At 66.9% G+C, this 18,328-nt stretch carries 16 protein-coding genes; 3 read left to right on the top strand and 13 right to left on the bottom strand.

The window, feature by feature from the left end; translation table 11 throughout:
• Nucleotides 1-230 precede the first annotated feature (230 nt).
• Nucleotides 231-1,649, top strand: coding sequence for a mannose-1-phosphate guanylyltransferase/mannose-6-phosphate isomerase (locus tag AUL36_RS17715; RefSeq protein WP_062222835.1), 1,419 nt, complete (start codon nucleotides 231-233; stop codon nucleotides 1,647-1,649).
• Between the two features lie 72 nt (nucleotides 1,650-1,721).
• Here AUL36_RS17715 and AUL36_RS17710 read toward each other — a convergent pair whose 3' ends face one another.
• From AUL36_RS17710 to AUL36_RS17655, 12 genes are all read right to left on the bottom strand, one after another.
• On the bottom strand, nucleotides 1,722-3,128 hold the full coding sequence (locus AUL36_RS17710) for a phosphomannomutase (protein WP_062222833.1): 1,407 nt from the start codon (nucleotides 3,126-3,128) through the stop codon (nucleotides 1,722-1,724).
• A gap of 103 nt (nucleotides 3,129-3,231) precedes the next feature.
• Entirely contained in the window at nucleotides 3,232-3,450 is a 219-nt protein-coding gene (locus AUL36_RS17705; RefSeq protein ID WP_062223018.1) for a hypothetical protein, read from the bottom strand.
• Nucleotides 3,451-3,551: 101 nt separating this feature from the next.
• Nucleotides 3,552-4,748 carry an OpgC family protein gene (locus AUL36_RS17700; protein ID WP_082655926.1) on the bottom strand — a complete coding sequence of 399 codons (1,197 nt, stop codon included), beginning with the start codon at nucleotides 4,746-4,748 and terminating at the stop codon, nucleotides 3,552-3,554.
• Between the two features lie 430 nt (nucleotides 4,749-5,178).
• On the bottom strand, nucleotides 5,179-7,056 hold the full coding sequence (mdoH, locus tag AUL36_RS17695) for a glucans biosynthesis glucosyltransferase MdoH (RefSeq protein WP_082655915.1): 1,878 nt from the start codon (nucleotides 7,054-7,056) through the stop codon (nucleotides 5,179-5,181).
• A gap of 110 nt (nucleotides 7,057-7,166) precedes the next feature.
• The gene (locus AUL36_RS17690) at nucleotides 7,167-7,499 is read right to left on the bottom strand and encodes a hypothetical protein (RefSeq protein WP_058635220.1); all 333 of its coding nucleotides are present in this window, start codon (nucleotides 7,497-7,499) and stop codon (nucleotides 7,167-7,169) included.
• Nucleotides 7,481-9,127 carry a glucan biosynthesis protein gene (locus AUL36_RS17685; RefSeq protein WP_244493534.1) on the bottom strand — a complete coding sequence of 549 codons (1,647 nt, stop codon included), beginning with the start codon at nucleotides 9,125-9,127 and terminating at the stop codon, nucleotides 7,481-7,483. The genes AUL36_RS17690 and AUL36_RS17685 overlap by 19 nt, the downstream gene beginning before the upstream one ends.
• Nucleotides 9,128-9,390: 263 nt before the next feature.
• Entirely contained in the window at nucleotides 9,391-9,855 is a 465-nt protein-coding gene (locus AUL36_RS17680; RefSeq protein ID WP_058601961.1) for a MarR family winged helix-turn-helix transcriptional regulator, read from the bottom strand.
• A gap of 235 nt (nucleotides 9,856-10,090) precedes the next feature.
• Nucleotides 10,091-10,675, bottom strand: coding sequence for an anthranilate synthase component II (locus AUL36_RS17675; protein WP_062222831.1), 585 nt, complete (start codon nucleotides 10,673-10,675; stop codon nucleotides 10,091-10,093).
• On the bottom strand, nucleotides 10,672-12,087 hold the full coding sequence (pabB, locus tag AUL36_RS17670; protein WP_062222829.1) for an aminodeoxychorismate synthase component I: 1,416 nt from the start codon (nucleotides 12,085-12,087) through the stop codon (nucleotides 10,672-10,674). The genes AUL36_RS17675 and pabB overlap by 4 nt, the downstream gene beginning before the upstream one ends.
• A gap of 120 nt (nucleotides 12,088-12,207) precedes the next feature.
• Entirely contained in the window at nucleotides 12,208-12,852 is a 645-nt protein-coding gene (locus AUL36_RS17665) for a LutC/YkgG family protein (protein ID WP_062222827.1), read from the bottom strand.
• On the bottom strand, nucleotides 12,849-14,291 hold the full coding sequence (locus AUL36_RS17660) for a LutB/LldF family L-lactate oxidation iron-sulfur protein (protein ID WP_058635216.1): 1,443 nt from the start codon (nucleotides 14,289-14,291) through the stop codon (nucleotides 12,849-12,851). Before AUL36_RS17660 ends, AUL36_RS17665 begins: the two co-directional genes overlap by 4 nt.
• A complete protein-coding gene (locus AUL36_RS17655; RefSeq protein WP_062223014.1) occupies nucleotides 14,288-15,079 on the bottom strand; it encodes a (Fe-S)-binding protein in 792 nt (263 codons plus the stop codon). Before AUL36_RS17655 ends, AUL36_RS17660 begins: the two co-directional genes overlap by 4 nt.
• Between AUL36_RS17655 and AUL36_RS23900 the strand changes: the two genes are divergently transcribed.
• Complete coding sequence (locus tag AUL36_RS23900; protein ID WP_156418447.1) at nucleotides 15,078-15,503, top strand: hypothetical protein; 426 nt, start codon at nucleotides 15,078-15,080, stop codon at nucleotides 15,501-15,503. The genes AUL36_RS17655 and AUL36_RS23900 overlap by 2 nt on opposite strands.
• 64 nt (nucleotides 15,504-15,567) lie before the next feature.
• Here the strand turns inward: AUL36_RS23900 and cobS are convergent, their stop codons facing one another.
• Nucleotides 15,568-16,341: an adenosylcobinamide-GDP ribazoletransferase gene (gene cobS, locus AUL36_RS17645; RefSeq protein ID WP_062222823.1), complete on the bottom strand. Its 774-nt coding sequence runs from the start codon at nucleotides 16,339-16,341 to the stop codon at nucleotides 15,568-15,570.
• A gap of 831 nt (nucleotides 16,342-17,172) precedes the next feature.
• Between cobS and cobT the strand changes: the two genes are divergently transcribed.
• Nucleotides 17,173-18,189, top strand: coding sequence for a nicotinate-nucleotide--dimethylbenzimidazole phosphoribosyltransferase (gene cobT, locus AUL36_RS17640; protein ID WP_058601927.1), 1,017 nt, complete (start codon nucleotides 17,173-17,175; stop codon nucleotides 18,187-18,189).
• Nucleotides 18,190-18,328 lie beyond the last annotated feature (139 nt).

Below are 18,328 nucleotides of genomic sequence, written 5' to 3'. Positions count from 1 at the left end.
TCTTAAATGTCGGGAAAGGCTAGTATTATAGTTAAAATTTTCCGAACGGAAGCAGCCCTGACGGATGAGGTCAAGCCTGTTCTTTCTCGGTTGGTCCGATGGCGTTTACCGCAAAAGACTAAGACCGTGCTAATAACGGCTCAGTCTGTTGCGTTGCGGAAGCAGGTCGCGCACAAGAAGCACCACATAACCCTATCGGTAGCCGGTGATCATCACCCGAAAGGAAATTTATGAGCACCCTTGTGCATCCCATTATCATTGCCGGCGGCTCCGGGACGCGCCTCTGGCCCGTGTCGCGCGACACGATGCCCAAGCAGTTCGTTTCCCTCCTGGGCGAAGGGCGCACGACGTTCGAGGAGACGATGCTGCGCGTCGTCGGCCCGCGTTTTGCCAAGCCCATCGTCGTCACTCACTCCGACTTCCGCTTCACGGTCGCCGAGCAACTGGCGCGCAACGGCATTGAGGCCGACATCGTGCTGGAGCCCGAGCGGCGGGATTCGGCGCTGGCCGTCGCCGTCGGCGCGGTGATCGCCGGCCGGCGCGATGGCGATGCCGTCTGTCTCGTTCTGGCCGCCGACCATGTGATCAGCGACGGCGAAGCCTTCACGCGCGACTGCCTGACCGCCGCCGAGGCGGCACGCGGCGGGCGCATCATGATGCTCGGCATTCAGCCAAGCTGGCCCGCGACCGGCTATGGCTATATCGCGCCGGGCGCTCCGCTGGACGACAGCGGCCGCCTGTTCGAGGTGTCGCGCTTTGCCGAGAAGCCCAATGCCGAGACGGCCGAGCACTACATTCGCGAAGGCTACAGCTGGAACAGCGGCAATTTCGTCTTCCCGGCGGCGCTCATGGTCGAAGAACTGACCACCAACGCGCCCGACACGCTGAAGGCGGCGGAAGGGGCGGTGGATGGCGCGCAACGCGATCTGGACTTCCTGCGCCTCGACGCCGAGCGTTTCGCGAGCGCCCCGCGCATCTCGATCGACTATGCGGTGATGGAAAAGACCGCGCGCGCGGGCGTGCTGAAAGCCTCCTTCGGCTGGTCGGATGTCGGCTCCTGGGACGCGCTCTACGACATCAAGTCGCAGGATGGCGACCGCAACGTGCTGGAAGGCCCGGTCTCGGTGCTGGGCACGACGGGCAGCTTCGTGCGCTCCGACGAGGTGTTGACGACGGTGGTCGGCCTCGACAATGTCGTCGTCGTCTCGACGCCCGACGCTGTGCTCGTCGCCTCCAAGGACAAGGCGGCCGAGGTCAAGACGCTGGTGGCCAAGCTCCATAGCGAAGGCCGGCCGGAAGCCGGGCAGCATCACAAGATCCACCGCCCCTGGGGCTGGTATCAGCGCATCGACATCGGCGAGCGCTTCCAGGTCAAGCATATCTGCGTGAAGCCGGGCGGCATCCTTAGCCTCCAGCGTCATTACCACCGCGCCGAGCACTGGGTCGTCGTGCGCGGCACGGCCGAGGTCACGGTGGACGGCACGGTGAAACTCTTCCACGAGAACGAGGCCGCCTATCTGCCGATCGGCTGCACGCACCGCCTGCACAATCCCGGCAAGATCGACCTGAAGCTCATCGAAGTGCAGGTCGGCTCCTATACGGGCGAAGACGACATCGTGCGCATCGAGGACATCTACGCCCGCAACTGAGCGGCGCGTCCTCTCCCAAAAGAAAGGGCCTCCCTCGGGAGGCCCTTTTTCGTTTCCGGCGAAGGAAAAAGCTCAGAGCGCGCGGGCGGCGCGCTCCAGCCCTTCGTTCACCAGCGCCTTGGCGGCCTCGGGCGTCGCGGCCTCGGCATAGCAGCGAAGCTCGGGCGCGTTGCCCGAGGCGCGGAAATGCATGGTCTCGCCGCCCGACAGCGTGACATGAACACCGTCCAGACGGTTGACCGCGCCGGGCTGGCCCAGCCCTTCGAAGAAGCTCGCGCGGAAGCCTTCGTCCTCGGCGAGCCGCGCCAGGAATACGCCGCTCTTCTCTCCCGGCACGTTCTGAAGCCGGTGCGAGGCGGCGGGCTTGGCGCCGACGCGCTCCACCAGAACCGAGAGCGGAACGCCCGCCTTGCGGCTCGCCACCAGCGCGCAGAGGAGCGGAAGCAGCGCGTCACGCGTCGGCAGGGCGGGAATGGTGCGTCCGTCCACGATCGCGTCCGTGCCCTGAATGAAGCCGCCATTGGCCTCGAACCCGGCGACGCCCTTGCGCCCCTCGGCCAAGGCTTCCTCGATGCCGGCGATCACATAGGGCGAGCCGACGCGGGTGCGCAGAACCTTGTCCACGAGGCCGGAGCTTTCCAAAGCCGAGCCGGAGGTGACGGGCGTCACGATCGTGTCGAAGCCGAGCGTGCCGGCGGCGATCAGGCCGAGCACATCGCCCCGGATCACCTCGCCGCGCTCGTCCGCCATGAGCGGCCGGTCGGCATCGCCATCGGTGGAGAGGATCGCGTCGAAACCGCCGGCCGCCGCCTCGCTCAAGATCTGGAGGTCTTCCGGGCGATGGGCCTCGGTGTCCACGGGAATGAAGTGATCGGCCCGCCCGAAGGGCACGGCCTCGCCGCCCAGCGCCTCGACCGCCTCGGCCAGAATATCGCGTGCAACCGAACTGTGCTGATAGATGCCGATGCGCGCGCCCTTGAGCGCTTCCGAGCCGAAGGCATCGACCGCGCGCTGGAGATAGCGCGCGCGCGCGTCCGAACTCGCGATCCCGGCCGGGGGCGTCAGGCTTTCGCTTGCCACGGGGCCGAGCGCTTCGAAGGCGGAGAGAATGTCCGTCTCGTCGGCCTTGGTGATCTCGCCTTTGAGCCCATAGAATTTCAACCCGTTGCGGTCTTCGGGAATATGGCTGCCCGTCACCATGACGGCGGGCAGGCCGAGCCGGGCCGCTTCCAAAGCGAGCGCCGGTGTCGGCACCGCGCCGGCGTCGATCGGCTCGAAGCCGGCGTCCCGCGCGGCGGCTGCGGCAAGGCCGGCGATCTCGGGGCTGCTCGCGCGCAGGTCGCGGCCGATCACGACCCGCTTCGGCGCGCCGCGCTCGCTCATCACCCGCAGAAAGGCGAGCGTATAGCGATAGCTGGGTTCGCCGACGAGATCGGTGACGAGACCGCGCAGGCCGCTGGTTCCGAACTTCAGGCTCATGAAGACCTATCCTGCCGTTGAGTTGGGTGAAGAATGAATGCGGCGCCGCCTTTGCGCCAGAGGGCGCGGAGCCGTTTTGTGAGGGCGTCGAGAAGGGGAGGGATCAGTGCGGCGACCGATCGCCCGAACTGCCCGGCGGCTCGTCCATCGGCTGATAGGTGATGAAGAAGATCCAGATGCCGTAGGCGCCGATCGCCGCCGTGATCAGCGCCCAGGTTTGGCTGCCGGCATAAAGCTCGACCCCCGCCCAGACGAAGCAGACCGCGACGGTGACGACGCGCCGCCATAGCGGGCGAAAGAAGGGGTGATGCTGGTCCTTCATGCTCGGCCTTTCCCGAAGGTCGGTTTGGCCGCCCTTATAGCCCATCCCCCGCAAAAGACGACCGCGCCGAGTGCCTGTCTTTCGCGCATTCGCGTGAGCGGTCAGCCGGCCCGGCCGAGCGAGGCGGGCGGCGCGACGGGCTCCGCCACTGCAGGGCGCGCCGGTGCGACGGCCTTGGCTTTGCCCGTCTGGCTGACGCCGCGCCACCATTCGAGAAACAGGGCGAGCGCGTAGTGAAGCGCAAGGCCGGTTGCGATCAGCAGCGTATCGAACAAGAACGAGGGTTCGCGATGCAGGCGCAGGATCTGCGCGAGCAGCGACAGGATCGTGCCCGTCGCGAAGATCGGTAGAGAATGCCGGCCAATCAGGCAGAGCGGGTTCGCGGCTCCGATGCGCCGGAAGACCGAGCCATAGGGCGCATGAACGAAGACATAGACCAGCGCGGCCAGATGCATGAGGCGCGGCAGCGTGACGAAGGTCTTGTCGAAGCCCGTCATCAGGAAGGGGCCGGGCACCATGGCCGACCAGTGCCAGAGCTGGAACTCCACGAACAGGAAGGACAGGAAGAGATAGGTGAGCGCGACGGCGTAGAGCGTCGGATGATAGGCGACGAGCGCCCGCCCGCCGGCCTTGGCAAGACCCGCCGCCAGCCCGATGGCGAAGACCATCTGCCAGGCGAAAGGGTTGAACTGCCAGCCGCCGGGATTGGGATGGTTCGGCAGGTTGAAGCCCGTCGTGCCGGCCACGGCCCAGAGCGTCGCGGAGACGATCAAAAGCCCGTAGACGCCGAAGCGGCGCACCAGCGCCAGCATGGCAGGCAGCATCAAGAGGATGACGCAGTACATCGGCAGGATGTTGAGATAGGCGAGCTGATGCATGAGCGTCGCAACGCCGGCCAGCGTCTCGATCGGCTGGGTCACGAAATAACCGATGCCAAGCTCCATGAGATAGCGCCCGTCACCTGTCGTCATGGCCGCCAGGGCGAAGAGCGAGACGGTAATCATCGTCAGCGTGATATGGACGAGATAGAGCGTGCCAGCGCGGCGCAACGCCTTGAGGCTCGCCACCAGCGCCGAGCCCTGAAGGAAGGACCGGCCATAGGCGAAGGCCGAGGCGAAGCCGGCCAGGAACACGAAAAGCTCGGCCGAATCCGAAAAGCCGTAATTGCGCGAGGTCAGGTGCTCCCACATCACGCCCGGCACGTGGTTGATGAAGATCGTCAACAGGGCGAAGCCGCGAAAGAAGTCGACGCGATGATCGCGTGCCGTGCCCGATACTCCAACCCTTGCCGATGTCATGCCCTGCCATTCCATTCTCTGCGTGGCGAAGCCGTCGCCGCGCGTCAAGCCTGGCCAGCGAACGATCCGCCGTCATGCCTGCGGCAGGCTGTTCGCCGGTCGCTTCGCGTGCCGCCTTCGTCCAAGGCCAGACAGCTCTTTCGCTCGGGGAGCTTTCCCGCACCTTCCGACTGCACCCGCGAGCGACCCGGCCTTCCGGCTGTTCACTCGCTTCATCCGCCGATGCGATGGGTGGGTGAGACCCATCGGTCATATAGACTTAGGATTAAGGTCGGCCAGCTGAACCGTTTCTGAACGCCATCTTCCCGCAGTCAACCAAACAAAGCGGGCAAGACGGCGTGCGGGGGCGTCTTGGATTTGGCGCAGGCCCAAACGAAAACGCCGGACGGGGAGGGCCCCGCCCGGCGCGCGATCCTCGATATGGCTTCGATCAGGCCGTGGCGATGGCCGCCGGTGGCAAGGGCGAAGCGCTGGAGTCCTTCGTGATGTTCGGTTCGCGCCCGATGGTCTCGTCGGTCAGGCGGCGGCGCCATTTCTCCGACGAGCGGATGACCGGCTCGGGATCGAGTTCGAAGGGCGTTGCGAAGACGCTCGTCTTGCGAACGAAGTCGCCCAAGGCAGGGTCGCCCGAAAGCGAGATGAAGAGCGGCGCGATCAGCAGCGGAATGGCGATCGGACAGACCCAGAAGAACAGCTCGAACGCATAGAAGAAGGTGAGGAACAAGAGCACCGCACCGGCGATCACCATCCACCAGGAGGCCTGGAAGGCGGTTTTCAGCGGCAGGCCCTCGTCGTCGCGGTCGGTGGACGGCCAGCCGCTGTCGAGGCCGAGCAGGATTTCCGCCACCGCCTTGGACTGGAACATCATCATGATCGGGGCGAGCGCGCTGGTCAGGACAAGCTCGACGCCGCCGCCGAGCAGCACGGTGAACAGGCCGCCGAAGGCCGTGGAGCGGCGCGTGAAGGCCGTGTAGCAGGCGATCAGCGTCTTGGGCAGAAGAAGCAGGAGCACGATGCCGAGCAGCAGGAGCAGCGCCTTGCCGGTCTCCGGCTGCGGGAACACGGGAAACAGCGAATCGGCCGGGAAATAGTTCGGCGCGGGGCTGAGGATAGGGTCGAGAAGGCTGACGATCAGGAACAGGAGCCAGATCGGCGAGGCCGCATAGGCCATGATGCCGGAGATCATCGACACCCGGCTCCAGAACCGGATGTTGGGCGCAGGGACAAGACGCCCGTGCTGAAGGTTGCCCTGGCACCAGCGCCGGTCGCGCTTGGCATATTCGATCAGATTGGTCGGCGCTTCCTCGAAGGAGCCTTGGAGATCGGGGTCCACGCGGACCTTGAAGCCGGAGCGCGCGAGAAGCGCGGCTTCCACAAAGTCGTGGGAGAGGATGTGCCCGCCGAAAGGCGGCTTGCCCGAGAGATTGGGCAGGCCGCAATGATCGGCGAAGGCGCGGGTGCGGATAATCGCGTTATGGCCCCAGAACGGACCTTCGCGCCCCTGCAGCGAGGCGATGCCGCGCGAGAAGACGGGCGAATAGAGCGCCGCCGAAAATTGCAGCGCGCGGCCGAACAGGGTGCGACGGCCGATGATGAGCGGCTGCGTCTGCAAAAGGGCGAGCTCGGGATCGGCGTCCATGCGCGCGACCATTTCGAGCATGGTCTCGGGCCGCATCAGCGAGTCGGCGTCGAGGATCAGCATATAGTCGTAAGCGCCGCCGCAATTGGTCACGAAGTCGGCGATGTTGCCGGCCTTGCGGCCGATATTCTTCTTGCGGTTGCGATAATAGAGATGGCTGCCCGCTTCCAGCGCGGCCGCGACGGAGAAGGTGGCGCGCCGCTCGGCAGCGACGGCCTCGGCCTTGGTGGAGTCCGAGAGGATATGGACGTCGAAATTGTCGAGCCGGCGGATCGCCTGGAGGCCCTCGATCATGGCCGCGACGCGCGCCAGAACGGCGTCGGCGTCCTCGTTGTAGACTGGCATGAGAATAGCCGTGCGGCTCTGCGAGCGCCGCCCGTCGGGCGCTGCCGTCCAGCGCCGGCCTCGGCGCGAGAAGATGCCGACCACCGCCGTGTTGAAGCCCCAGGCGAGCCAGAGGCAGCAGACGATCAGCAAGAGCACCTGCACCACATGGAGCCAGGTCGTGCCATTGGCCGTGATCACCACGGCGAACAGGACGCCGGCCACGACGGCCAGGAGCAGCGCGAACAGCGCGAAGAAGAATCTACCCAATACGATCACGGACGCGCTCGCTGACAAGGATCTCGTGCGGGCGGCGACATCACCACGAGACCTTGACGGAATCATGAGAGGCGCGCCGGCCCGTCTCCGGCGCCAGGACGGATGCAACATCCGCCCGTGACGCCATGGTCTGATGAAATGGCTCGGCCGGGAGGTTGGTCCCGGCCGTCATGCGTTCAATGGCCTTCGCCGACCCCATGGGTCAGATGCTCGCGCAGGATGGGCCGCACGGGCATGGCGAGCGGCGAGCGGGGCTGCGGCAGCACCAGCTTGCGCAGAAAGGCCAGCGCCTTGCGCTTGCCCAGCCGCGCTGCCTCGATCACCACCTGCGGCTCCGGCCCGGTGCGCCCGTCGAAGGCCAGACGCTCGGCGATGGCGGCCAGAACCTCCTCCTCCGAAAGGTCCGGCCGGCCGACGAGATAGCCGACGGGGCGGGAGTCGAAGAACCGCTCGGCCTCGCCCGGAAGCGCAAGGGACGGGTTGCGCGAGATCACGGACGGCCCGTCCATTGGTACAACCATGTTTCGGAGATGATGCGCTGGTTGAAGGAGAGCTTGGCGCGCAGCTCCACCGGGCTGGCATTCAGCTTTTCCAGTTCGATCGACAAGCGCCAGCCGCCGCCCGGCAGGCGCGACACGCCGCTATGAACGAGGCGTGCCCCATCGGCCGGCACATCGACGATCGGCACGACCATCGCGTCGAGCGGCAGGTTCTGCGCCGTGCCGGCCTCAAAATTGATTTCGAAGCGCCAGAGATTTGTGTCCGCCGTGTCGGCCCCGTTGCCGCCGACGCCCGCATAGGTGCCGCCGACCACGGCGACATGGCTCTGCATCTCGGTCATCGAGCCCCAGTGCATCCGGTAGCGGAACTCGAACTGCGAGCCGGCCTTGGGCTTTTCTTCCGGCACCCAGAAGGCGACGATATTGTCGTTCACCTCGGAATTGGTGGGGATTTCCACCAGCTGGACGCTGCCCCGGCCCCAGTCGCCGAGCGGCTCGATCAGGAGCGAGGGGCGAAGCTCGTAATGGGCCTCGACATCCTCGTAATGGGAGAAGTCGCGATCGCGCTGCAGCAGGCCGAACATTTTCGGCGAGGCTTCGGTGAAATAGGACAGGGCGAGATCGTCCGGGTTCTTGAGCGGACGCCACAGGCGCTCGCCGTTCGGACGCAGGATGAACAAGCCGTCGCTGTCATGCACCTGCGGACGAAAATCCTCGCGCTTGCTGTGGTCGTTCTCCCCGAAATAGAACATCGAGGTCAGCGGCGCGACGCCCAGCCGCTCCACCTCGCCGCGGAAGAACAGGCGCGCGGTGACGTCGATCACCGTCTGCGGGCCGGGCTTGAGCAGGAAGGCGTAAGCGCCCGTCAGGCTCGGGCCTTCCAGCTCGGCGAAGATCTGCACCGTCTCGTCGGTGGGCTGCGGCTTCACGATGAAGAAGGAGGTGAAGCGCGGGAACTCTTCCGCCGTGGTGGTCGCCGTGTTGATGGCGAGACCACGGGCCGACAGGCCGTACCGGTTGTTCATGCCGAGCGCGCGGAAATAGGACGCGCCGAGGAACGAGACCAGTTCGTCGAAGAGATCGGGCCGGTCGAGCGGATAGTTTAGGCGGAAACCCGCCACGCCAGGAAGCTGGATGGTCTGAAAGAGCGAGGGATCGAGCGGAGCCAGGAATTCGAAATCGGCGCCCGAGAAGACCTGCGGCTGGAAATGCGTGCCGTCGCCCACATAGATGCGGGTGATCGCCTTGTAGAGGAAGCCTGGGAAATAGGCCTGCATCTGGAAGTTCAGCGGCTCGTTGGCCCAGACGGTCCGGTCCCGCCGGTACAGGATGCGCCGGTAATGGTCGTAGTCGAGATCCTGGATCACCTGGGGCAGTTCGTTGCCGGGATCCTGATAGGGCTGGGCCGCGCGATTGCGCATCGCCGCCGACAGATTGTCGAAGGAGAAGGCGTTCAGATCGACATGAATCGGGGGGGAAGCCGGCGCGGCGGCCGGTTGCGGCTCACCCTGCGGCGCGGGCGCTGCCGGCTGGGCTTGCGGGTCCTGGGCCCGAGCCTGCGTCCAGAGCAGCGTGATCACGCCGCCCAGACCGTATTTCAGAGCCGTGCGTCGGGAAAGATGCGAGGGTCTCGTCACGGGAATGGCGATCTTCTTCTCGTTGAATGCGCACGCCTTTGAGCATATGCGAAAAGCCGTGAATAGCCTAGCTTTCGCGAGAGGCTTCAACAAGTTCGCCGGCTTTCGCTTGGGTTAGGCGTCCACAAGTCCGCGTCGGGCCTGCCGCAACGGGGCCGCAAGCCATGCCAAGGCCCGCTGAACCCCGTTTGGGGCGGAAGTGAGGAAGAGCCTCGGCGCCAACCGCGAGCGCCGTGTCGCTTGAAGGTCGGCCGCCGCCGCGCTCAGCGCAGGCGGCGCAGTCTCACGCTCAGGAGCTGGTCCACCTGCTGGAGCGAACTCAGGAGCGCCGAGCGTTCGCGCTCCTCCATCGCGTTGCCAAGCTCGGTTTCCAGCCGCATCCATAGGGCGAGCACGCGCTCCTTGGCCGCTTCCCCCGCGCTGGTCAGCGTCACCATGGTGCGGCGCGCATCGCGGCTATTGGATTCGCGCAGCACGAGATTCTTCTCGATCAGGCGATCCAGCATCTTCGAGACGGTGGACGGGCGCACGGCGAGCTGATCGGCCAGCATGGATACGCTGACGGACTCGCCGGGCGTCAGGCGCACGAGGAGCTGATCCTGGCCGGGATGCAGATCGATCTGCGCCAGAAGCAGCGCCAGAAAGGCGCGGGTTGATTTGGCGATCGAAAGAAGGGTCGCGACCAGCTGCGCGTCTTCGTTCGTCGACTCGGAAGGTGAGGCCGTCATAGTGTCCGGCACGCCTGAGCCTCGCAGACTGATACGCTCGTTCATGCGAAACGATATGCAAGAACGCATTTCGTTTCGCATTTAAGTAATTATAAGCTGGCTTACGAAAGCGAAAGATGGTCGGGCGCGGATTGTCTCGCTTTTCGAAGGACTTGCGCCGGAAGTGGGGCTAACCCGTTGGTCTGCCTTATTATTGACGTGCGTACCTCGCGCTGGCGGGAGATCGCCTCTCGATTCAAACTCGTTTCCGGCCAATCAATGTCCTGAAATTGCCCAGAATCAGGAGGCCATCGGGCGTCAGGACTGATTCGGGGTGGAACTGAATCCCGAAGGTCGGATGCTCGCGGTGACGAAGCGCCATGATCTCGTTTTCTTCCGACCAGGCAGTAACGCGAAGTTTCGTCTCCATTTCAACCGTAGATCGAACGACCAAGGAATGATAGCGCCCGACCTCCAAAGGGTCGGCAAGACCGGCGAAGAGATCGGATGCTTCATGGCGCACGGGCGAGGACAGTCCGTGCATGGGGCGCAGCGCACGGCCCACCTCGCCGCCGAAGGCCGCGCCGATCACCTGATGCCCGAGGCAGACCCCCAGAATCGGAACGCGGCCCGAAAAGGCGCGCACGCAGTCGAGGCTGACGCCCGCTTCCATCGGGCCGCAGGGGCCGGGCGAGATGACGATGGCCTCGGGGTGAAGCGCCTCGATTCCGGCGAGCGTGATCCGGTCGCTGCGGATGCTGGTGACGCTGAGATCCAGCCGTTCGAGATAGCGGGCGAGATTGGCCGAGAAACTGTCGTAATTGTCGAGAAGCAGGATCACGTCCGCGCCTTCGCCCCATTCGCATAGGCCTCGAAAGCCGCCAGGATGCGCGCGGCCTTGGTGCAGGTTTCGCGGTATTCGTCGGCACCTTCCGACAGGATGGTGACGCCGCCGCCCGCGCCGAAGCGCGCTTGGGCGCCTTCGAACTCCACCGTGCGAATGGCGATCGACAGATCGGCCGCGCCGTCGAATCCCAGATGCGCGATCGAGCCGCAATAAACGTCCCGCCGCCGCCCTTCCAACTCGGCGATGATGTCGCAGGCCCGGATTTTCGGCGCGCCGGTGATGGAGCCGCCAGGGAAGGTGGCGCGCAGAAGGGCGCCGGCGCCGTGCTCGGGCTTGAGCCGCGCGCGCACTTGAGAAACGAGATGATGCACGCCGGCAAAGCTCTCCAGCGCGCACAGCGCGGGAACCTCGACACTGTCGGGCTCGGCGACGCGCGAAAGGTCGTTGCGCAGGAGATCGACGATCATGACATTCTCGGCCCGATCCTTGCGCGAGGCGAGAAGCGCGGCGGCGGCGGCGGCATCCTCGGCGGGGTCGCTCGCGCGCCGCGCCGTGCCCTTGATGGGCCGCGTCTCGACCTCGCGGCCATGGAGGCGCAGGAACAGTTCGGGTGAGGCGGAGGCGATGGTGCGGTCCTCGGCTTCCAGATAGGCCGCGAAGGGGGCAGGGTTGATGCGCCGCAATATGCGGTAGAAGCCGAACGGATCGAAGCCGTCGGGCAGCGCGGCTGTGAGACGGCGCGCCACATTGGCCTGATAGACGTCGCCTGCGCGGATGAAGTCGCGCACCCGCTCCACCATGGCGGCGTAGGCGGCTTCGTCGAAATCGGAACGCCAATCCGGCGCGGCGATCGGGGGAGGGGGCGCGGCCGGAGCGGGGCGGCTCAGCGCTACGCGAAAGGCGGCGATGCGCGCACGCGCCTCGGCCTCGCGCGCCGCGCGGGGGGAGGCTGCGTCCAGCGCGGCGGAGAAGCCGGCGGAGACGAGATCGGCGCGCCCTGATTCATGATCGAAGACCAGCGCCGTGTCGTAGAGCCCGAGCGCGATCAGCGGCCGGTCCGGAGCCAAGTCCGGCACGGCGCGCAGATGCTCCACGAAATGTCCCGCTTCGAACGCGAAAAAGCCGGCAAGGCCTGGGCCGAGGCGCGAAGCGCCCGTCGCCTCCGCGCGATAGCGCCCGAGCAGAGCATCCAGCGCCGCGAAGGGCTCGTCCTCAATTCGCGCGCCCGAGAGGCGCGTCTCCTGCAGCGAGGCGGTGAATTCGGCGAAGGGCGCGGCGAGGATGGCCGATCGACGCCCGTTCGGCCCGCCCGGCGCGGCGCTGTCGAGAAAGGCGAGCCGGCCGAGCGGGCGCAGGCGCGCGGCCGCTTCGATCGGATCGCAGCCCTCGAAGGGTTCGGACCACATGGTGGAGCCTTTCCGTTTCAGCCGGTGCGCCGGCCTCTGCCGCGATACCCGCGCAGCGAGGCCGGAAGGCAGGCGCGCCGTATAAAGACAAAGCTCTGCCTTGTCAGCGCCGACCGGCGATCAATCCTCGATCAGGAAGATGTGCAGCGTCGCCGGGCCGTGAACGCCGATCACGAGACTGCCTTCGATGTCGGTCGTACCGCTCGGGCCGGTGACCACCACGAGATTGCGGCTGCGCGAGAGATCGAAGCGCGCCACCGCCTCTTCCAGATGCGGCACGATATCGGCGGTGCGCACGGCCACGAGGTGATGCAGCGGCAGGAAGGCGTCGAGAATCGCCATATCGGGGCCGGAGCGAATCAGAAGGCTCGCGGTTTCGGCGACGGCGCATTCGGCGAGCGACAGGGCGATCTGGTCGTCCACCTCCTCACGCAAGGCCACGCCGGCCTCAGCGAAGGGCAGCGCCAGAAGCGCGGGCGTCGGCTGGAGTTTCAGCGCCGGCTCTCGGCCGCGCGTGGCGAAATGTGCCGCCACAGCGGCGGGCAGGGCGGCCCAGTTCGCCACGCGTTCCGACGAGGCGCCCGGCGGCAGGCGCGTCACCGCCGCTTCGAACAGGGTCGTGAGATCGCCATGGGCCAAGCGCGGGCGCACCCGCTCGGGCTCCAGGAGAAGCGCATCGGCCTCGGCGCGGATGCGGTCCGGCGCGCGGGCGGGACCGATCGCGTGTCGGATGGCGGCGAAGATGCGCTCGCGGGCGTCGCTCATCGCGCGCCCTCCCGCTGGCGCTTGGCCTCGGCCTGGAGGAAGGTCGGCCCGCTCGGCGGTGCGGGCATCTCGCGATGGCGCGTCCAGGCCCCGCCGACGAGCGGCAGGGACGAAATGCGCCCGCGCGCGCCGCCCATGAGATGCAGCGCCTTGGAGCCGAGCCCCATGGCCAGACGGTAGAGCGGGGGATGGGTCGCGAGCCAGCGCCAGAGCCCGATTCCGATCCGCATCGTGCGCGGCTCCAGTCCCTCGCGCCAGCTCGCCGTGCGCCAGCCCTTGAGCAGGGTCGGGAGCGGAATATCGACCGGGCAGACTTCGCGGCAGCGTCCGTTCAGCGTGCAGGCATGGGCGAGGTCGCGTGTCTTCTCGTTCAGCCCGTCGAAGATCGGCGTCAGCACCGCCCCCATCGGGCCGGGATAGGTGCCGCCATAGGCGTGGCCGCCGATCTGGTTGAAGACGGGGCAATGGTTCATGCAGGCCCCGCAGCGGATGCAGCGCAGCATCTCGCGCATCTCCTCGCCCGCCAGCATCTTGGTGCGTCCGTTGTCCACCAGTACGATATGGAACTCGTCCGGCCCGTCGAGATCGCCGGCCCGCTTCGGCCCGGTGTGAAAGGTCGTGTATTGCGTCAGCGCCGCGCCCGTGGCCGAACGCACGAGAAGGCGCAGCATCATCGCGGCATGGGCGGCCGAGGGCACGAGCTTTTCGATGCCGGCCGTCGCGATATGAATGCGCGGCGGCGTGGTGGTCATCTCGGCATTGCCCTCATTGGTCACGGTGCAGACGCTGCCCGTGTCGGCGATGAGGAAGTTCGCGCCCGATATGCCGACATCGGCGTCGAGAAAGCGCTGGCGCAGATGCCGGCGCGCGGAGGCCGCCATGGCCTCGGCGGTTTCCTCCCGATGCGGGTCGGCATGGGAGGCGCGGAACAATTCGGAAATCTGCTCGCGCGTCTTGTGCATGGCGGGCCAGATGATGTGGCTCGGCCGCTCGCCGGCGAGCTGCACGATATGTTCGGCCAAGTCCGTCTCGACCCGCTCGATGCCGGCGTCCTCCAGCGCGTGCGGCAGGCCGATCTCCTCGCCGAGCATCGACTTGGAGCGCGTCACGCTCTTGGCGCCAGCCTTGCGACAGATGTCCACGACGATGCGGCAGGCCTCATCGGAGGTCTCGGCATAATGGACCACAGCGCCATTGGCGCGCGCGTTGCGCTCGAACTCGGCGAGGTAATGGCCGAGATTCTCGACCACGTGATCCTTGATCGCCTTGCCGCGCTCGCGCGCCACCGCGAAGTCCGGCCATTGGCCGACGATCGCCGCGCGCTTGGTGCGCGCCGTGCCCGTGGTGCGGTCGATCGCCGTTTTCAGCCAGCGGTCGGCCAGCGCGCCGTCGGCGCGTTGCAGAAAGTCCGGTGTGGGCGTCGGGGCCGGGGCGCTCATGGCTTCTCTCCGGTGGGCGTTTCGCCGATGGCGGGGGTGCCCAGTCGGCCGGCAATGGCCTCCACCGTGTGGAACACGCGCACCGGGGAGCCGCGCCGTTGCAGCTTGCCGGCCATGTTCATGAGGCAGCCGAGATCGCCGCCGAGCAGAATGTCCGCGCCCGTCGATTCCACGGCCACGGCCTTTTCCTCCACCACGGCATTGGCGATGGCGGGATATTTCACGCAGAACGTGCCGCCAAAGCCGCAGCAGACATTGTTGCCGGGCAGGGGCACGAGATCGAGCCCCTCGACGCTGCCCACGAGGCGGCGGGGCTGGTCGTGGACGCCGAGTTCGCGCAGGCCCGAGCAGGTGTCGTGATAGGTGGCCTTGGCCGCGAAGCGCGTGGGCGCGGGGTGGAAGTCCATGACATCGACCAGGAAGCTGGTGATCTCATGGGTGCGGGCCGCCAGGTCTTCGGCGCGGCGCAGCCAGGCGGGATCGTCGCGAAACGTGTGGGGATAGTCGTGGCGGATCGTGCCGGCGCAGGAGCCCGAGGGCGCGACGACATAGGGGTAGGATTCCAGAACCTCGATCTGGTGCCGGGCCATGGCGCGTCCGCTGGCTTCGTCGCCCGAATTGAAGGCCGGCTGGCCGCAGCAGGTCTGATCCAGCGGCACCTCGACATCGCAGCCCGCCGCCACCAGAAGATCGCGCGTCGCCTCGGCGATGCCGGGCCGCATGACATTCACGAGGCAGGTCACGAAGAGGGCGACCCTCGGCCGCTCGGATTCGGATTGGGCTTGCATGAAGGCCTCCACCGCCTTGCCATTCTCTTCCTATTGGAACTCCCGGCGCGCCGAAGCAAGGCTTCGAACGCTTCTAAAACATGGGGAGAAAAGACTCGCTTGGCAGAGCGTGGAACTCGTGCTTAACTTTTCAACAATTCGAACGGAGGCCTTAAAAATGTACGTCGTGCGAATTGACTGCGATGATGCCCGCAAGTTCCAGGCCTTTTCGAAGCTGCGCGATGCGCGCGTCTTCGCCCGCGAGGCTGGCGAGTCCGAGGACCTCGAGGAAATGCCCGTTCTGTTCGAGGTGCCCGATACCAACGATGCCGAGATCGCCGTGATGGCGGTGCGCGATGGCATGGGCGTTCCGGTGATCGAGCCCGAGCCGGACGCGGCCGTGATTCTGGCCTCCATGGGCCTGGGAACGGGTCTTCGTATCTGAGGGCTGCCAAGCGCGCCGTCTCTGCCGCTTCCTGAGCGGACGCGGTGATCTCGTGTCGTGGCGCTCAAGCCGCGAGCGCGAGGCCGAGAAGGAGAAGGCATTCCACGATCTGCTGGGCGGCGCCGAGCGTGTCGCCCGTCGTGCCGCCGAGCCTCTGCGCGATGAAGCGGCGAAACAACCAGAGCCCGCAGAGAGCGAGAGCGGTTGTTGCGAGCGCGCCGGTCCAGCCGGCGATCGCCGCCCCGCCCGCGACCGCGAGGCCGAGAGCTGCAAGCGCGACCTGACGCCCTTCATGCGGGGAGGGCGCTTCCATCCGATTCGACAATCCGCCCGGCCTCGCCGAAGGCAGGCTGGACCAGAGCCAGGCCATCGCGCCCCGGCTCGCGCCCGCTACGACCAGCATCGCCAGCGCGCCGAGCGCGGGCGCATGGGCCGTGAGATCGGCCAGAAGCGCGGCGCGCAAGGAAAACGCGCCGATCAGCGCCAGCGCGCCATAGGTGCCGATGCGGCTGTCCTTCATGATCTCCAGCGCTCGCTCGCGCGTGGCATGGCCGAAGAGCCCGTCCGCCGTGTCGGCCAGACCGTCCTCGTGCAGCGCGCCGGTCAGCCCGATGAGAAGAAGAAGAGCGATCAAGGCGCAGGCGAAGGGCTGGAGCCCGAGCGCGGCGAGGCCGAGAAGGATCAGGGCCGGAGGCAGCGCCACGGCCAAACCAACGAACGGGAAGGCGAGGGCATCGCGCCCCAGCGGATGCGGGCCACCCTCGAAGGCGCTGGCGCGCGCGGGGAAGCGCGTCAGAAAGGCGCTCGCGCGAAGAAATCGTCCCCAGAAGCGCAGCATGATCGGCTCTCTTTTGGCTCTTGGTCATGTGGCTTCTAGCAGAGTTTGACAGGGGGAATCCGCCGCGTCGCGTTCGTTCGCCCCATGGACGAGATCCCGCAGACACTCGTCTTGAAATCCCGACGCGGCCATCCCGCGCAGCCGGTCTGGTCCGGGGCGGATGCCCTGGGCTCGGCGCGTCGATCACGGCCCATATGGCCGCATGGATCCGGCCGGCTTCGCTATCCCAGATTCACGCCGCGCTCCGCGCCTTTTGAGCCATCGACTTTCCTTGGAATGTTCCGCAACGCTGGTGCCGGTCATGACCCCTCGAGAAAACGTGGACCGGGGTTCAGCGAATGTCAGGCGCTGAAAAGACGGTCGATCGAGACCGGCGGTCCCTGCCGATCTTTCCCGACGCTAAGAACCGGGGACAGAACCATCCGGCGGAGGGCGAGCGAGGGATTGTTTCTGTCTGCGAGGCGCCGGGCGCTGGCCATGCAGCGCATGGACGAGCACCGGCAACGATGGCCGGCGGGAACAAGACCCGGTCGATCGACGCGAAAGGTTCTATCCCCGGTTCTAAGGATGCCATGACGCCCTCGACGCTCCCGAATGCCCACACCCATCGGCCAAAACACAGCTCGATGTCCGGTGGTCTGTCGCAGATCGGCGTTTCGGACGGTTGCGGGCTCGACGGTTTGCGCGCGAGGGGCTTCTTGCCTATGGAGCTTGGCGTCGAACCCAACGCGCTCGCGCGGGCGTCTGCCTGCTGCGCTGCGCTCTGGTTCGACGCCGGACGCGGGCCCAGCCGTTCCGCCCGGTCCGCATTTCTTCGAGGAACCTCATCCCATGTCCGCCACCGGCCGCCCCTTCGATGACATCCGCGCGCTGCTTGCCCAGATGCCGGGACCCGACATTCGCGCCCGCCACGACGCGCGCCACCGGCAGGAGGAACTGACCAAGCCCTCCGGCAGTCTCGGCCGGCTGGAGGACATCGCCGAATGGATGGCGGCGTGGCAGGGCCGCGCGCCGAGCGTCAACCGGCCGACGGTCGCGATCTTCGCGGGCAATCACGGCGTCGCCGCGCGCGGCGTCTCGGCCTATCCGACGGCGGTGACGCAGGCTATGGTCGAGAATTTCGCGGCCGGGGGCGCGGCGATCAATCAGATTTGCGCGACGTTCGACCTGGGCCTCAAGGTCTTCGACCTCGCGCTCGATTATCCCACGGCCGACATGTCCAAGGAGCCCGCGCTCAGCGAAAAGGACTGCGCGGCGACCATGGCCTTCGGCATGGAGTGCTTGGCGGGCGAGCCCGATCTCCTGTGCATCGGTGAAATGGGCATCGGCAACACGGCGGTCGCCGCCGCGATGTTCGCGGCCCTGTTCGGCGGCGAGGCGGCGGACTGGGTCGGCCCCGGCACGGGGCATGACGCGGCCGGTATGGAGCGCAAGCGCGCCATCGTGCAGGAGGCGATCGACCTGCACCGCCCACATTTCGGCAATCCGCTCGAAATCCTGCGCCGGCTCGGCGGGCGCGAACTGGCCGCCATGTCGGGCGCGATCCTCGCCGCGCGCCTCCAGCGCGTGCCCGTGATCGTGGACGGCTATGTCGCGACGGCCTCGGCCGCCATTCTTCAGGCGCTGGACCCGACCGCGATCGACCATTGCCTTTTCGGCCATGTCTCGGCCGAGCCGGGCCATCAGGCGGCCTTGGCGCGCATGGGCAAGGTCCCACTTCTGGCGCTGGGGATGCGCCTTGGCGAAGGCACGGGCGCCGCGCTCGCCGCCGCCATGGTGAAGGCGGCCGTCGCCTGCCACAACGGCATGGCGACCTTCGCGCAGGCCGGCGTTCCCGACCGGCAGTAAGCTCTTCCCGCAACACGACGGCATGGCTGGTGCGGCGGTCCGCCGCCAGCCACTGCGGCACGGCGGGCTTGCGGTCGAGAAGCAGGCGCCATGAGTCAACTCATGGGCCCCAGCCGCTTGTCCGGGAGCCCGGATGTTA

Source organism: Aureimonas sp. D3 (assembly GCF_001463805.1).
In the GTDB taxonomy this organism is placed as follows: Bacteria; Pseudomonadota; Alphaproteobacteria; order Rhizobiales; family Rhizobiaceae; genus Aureimonas; species Aureimonas ureilytica_A.
This window is presented reverse-complemented; position numbering and strand designations above follow the sequence as displayed.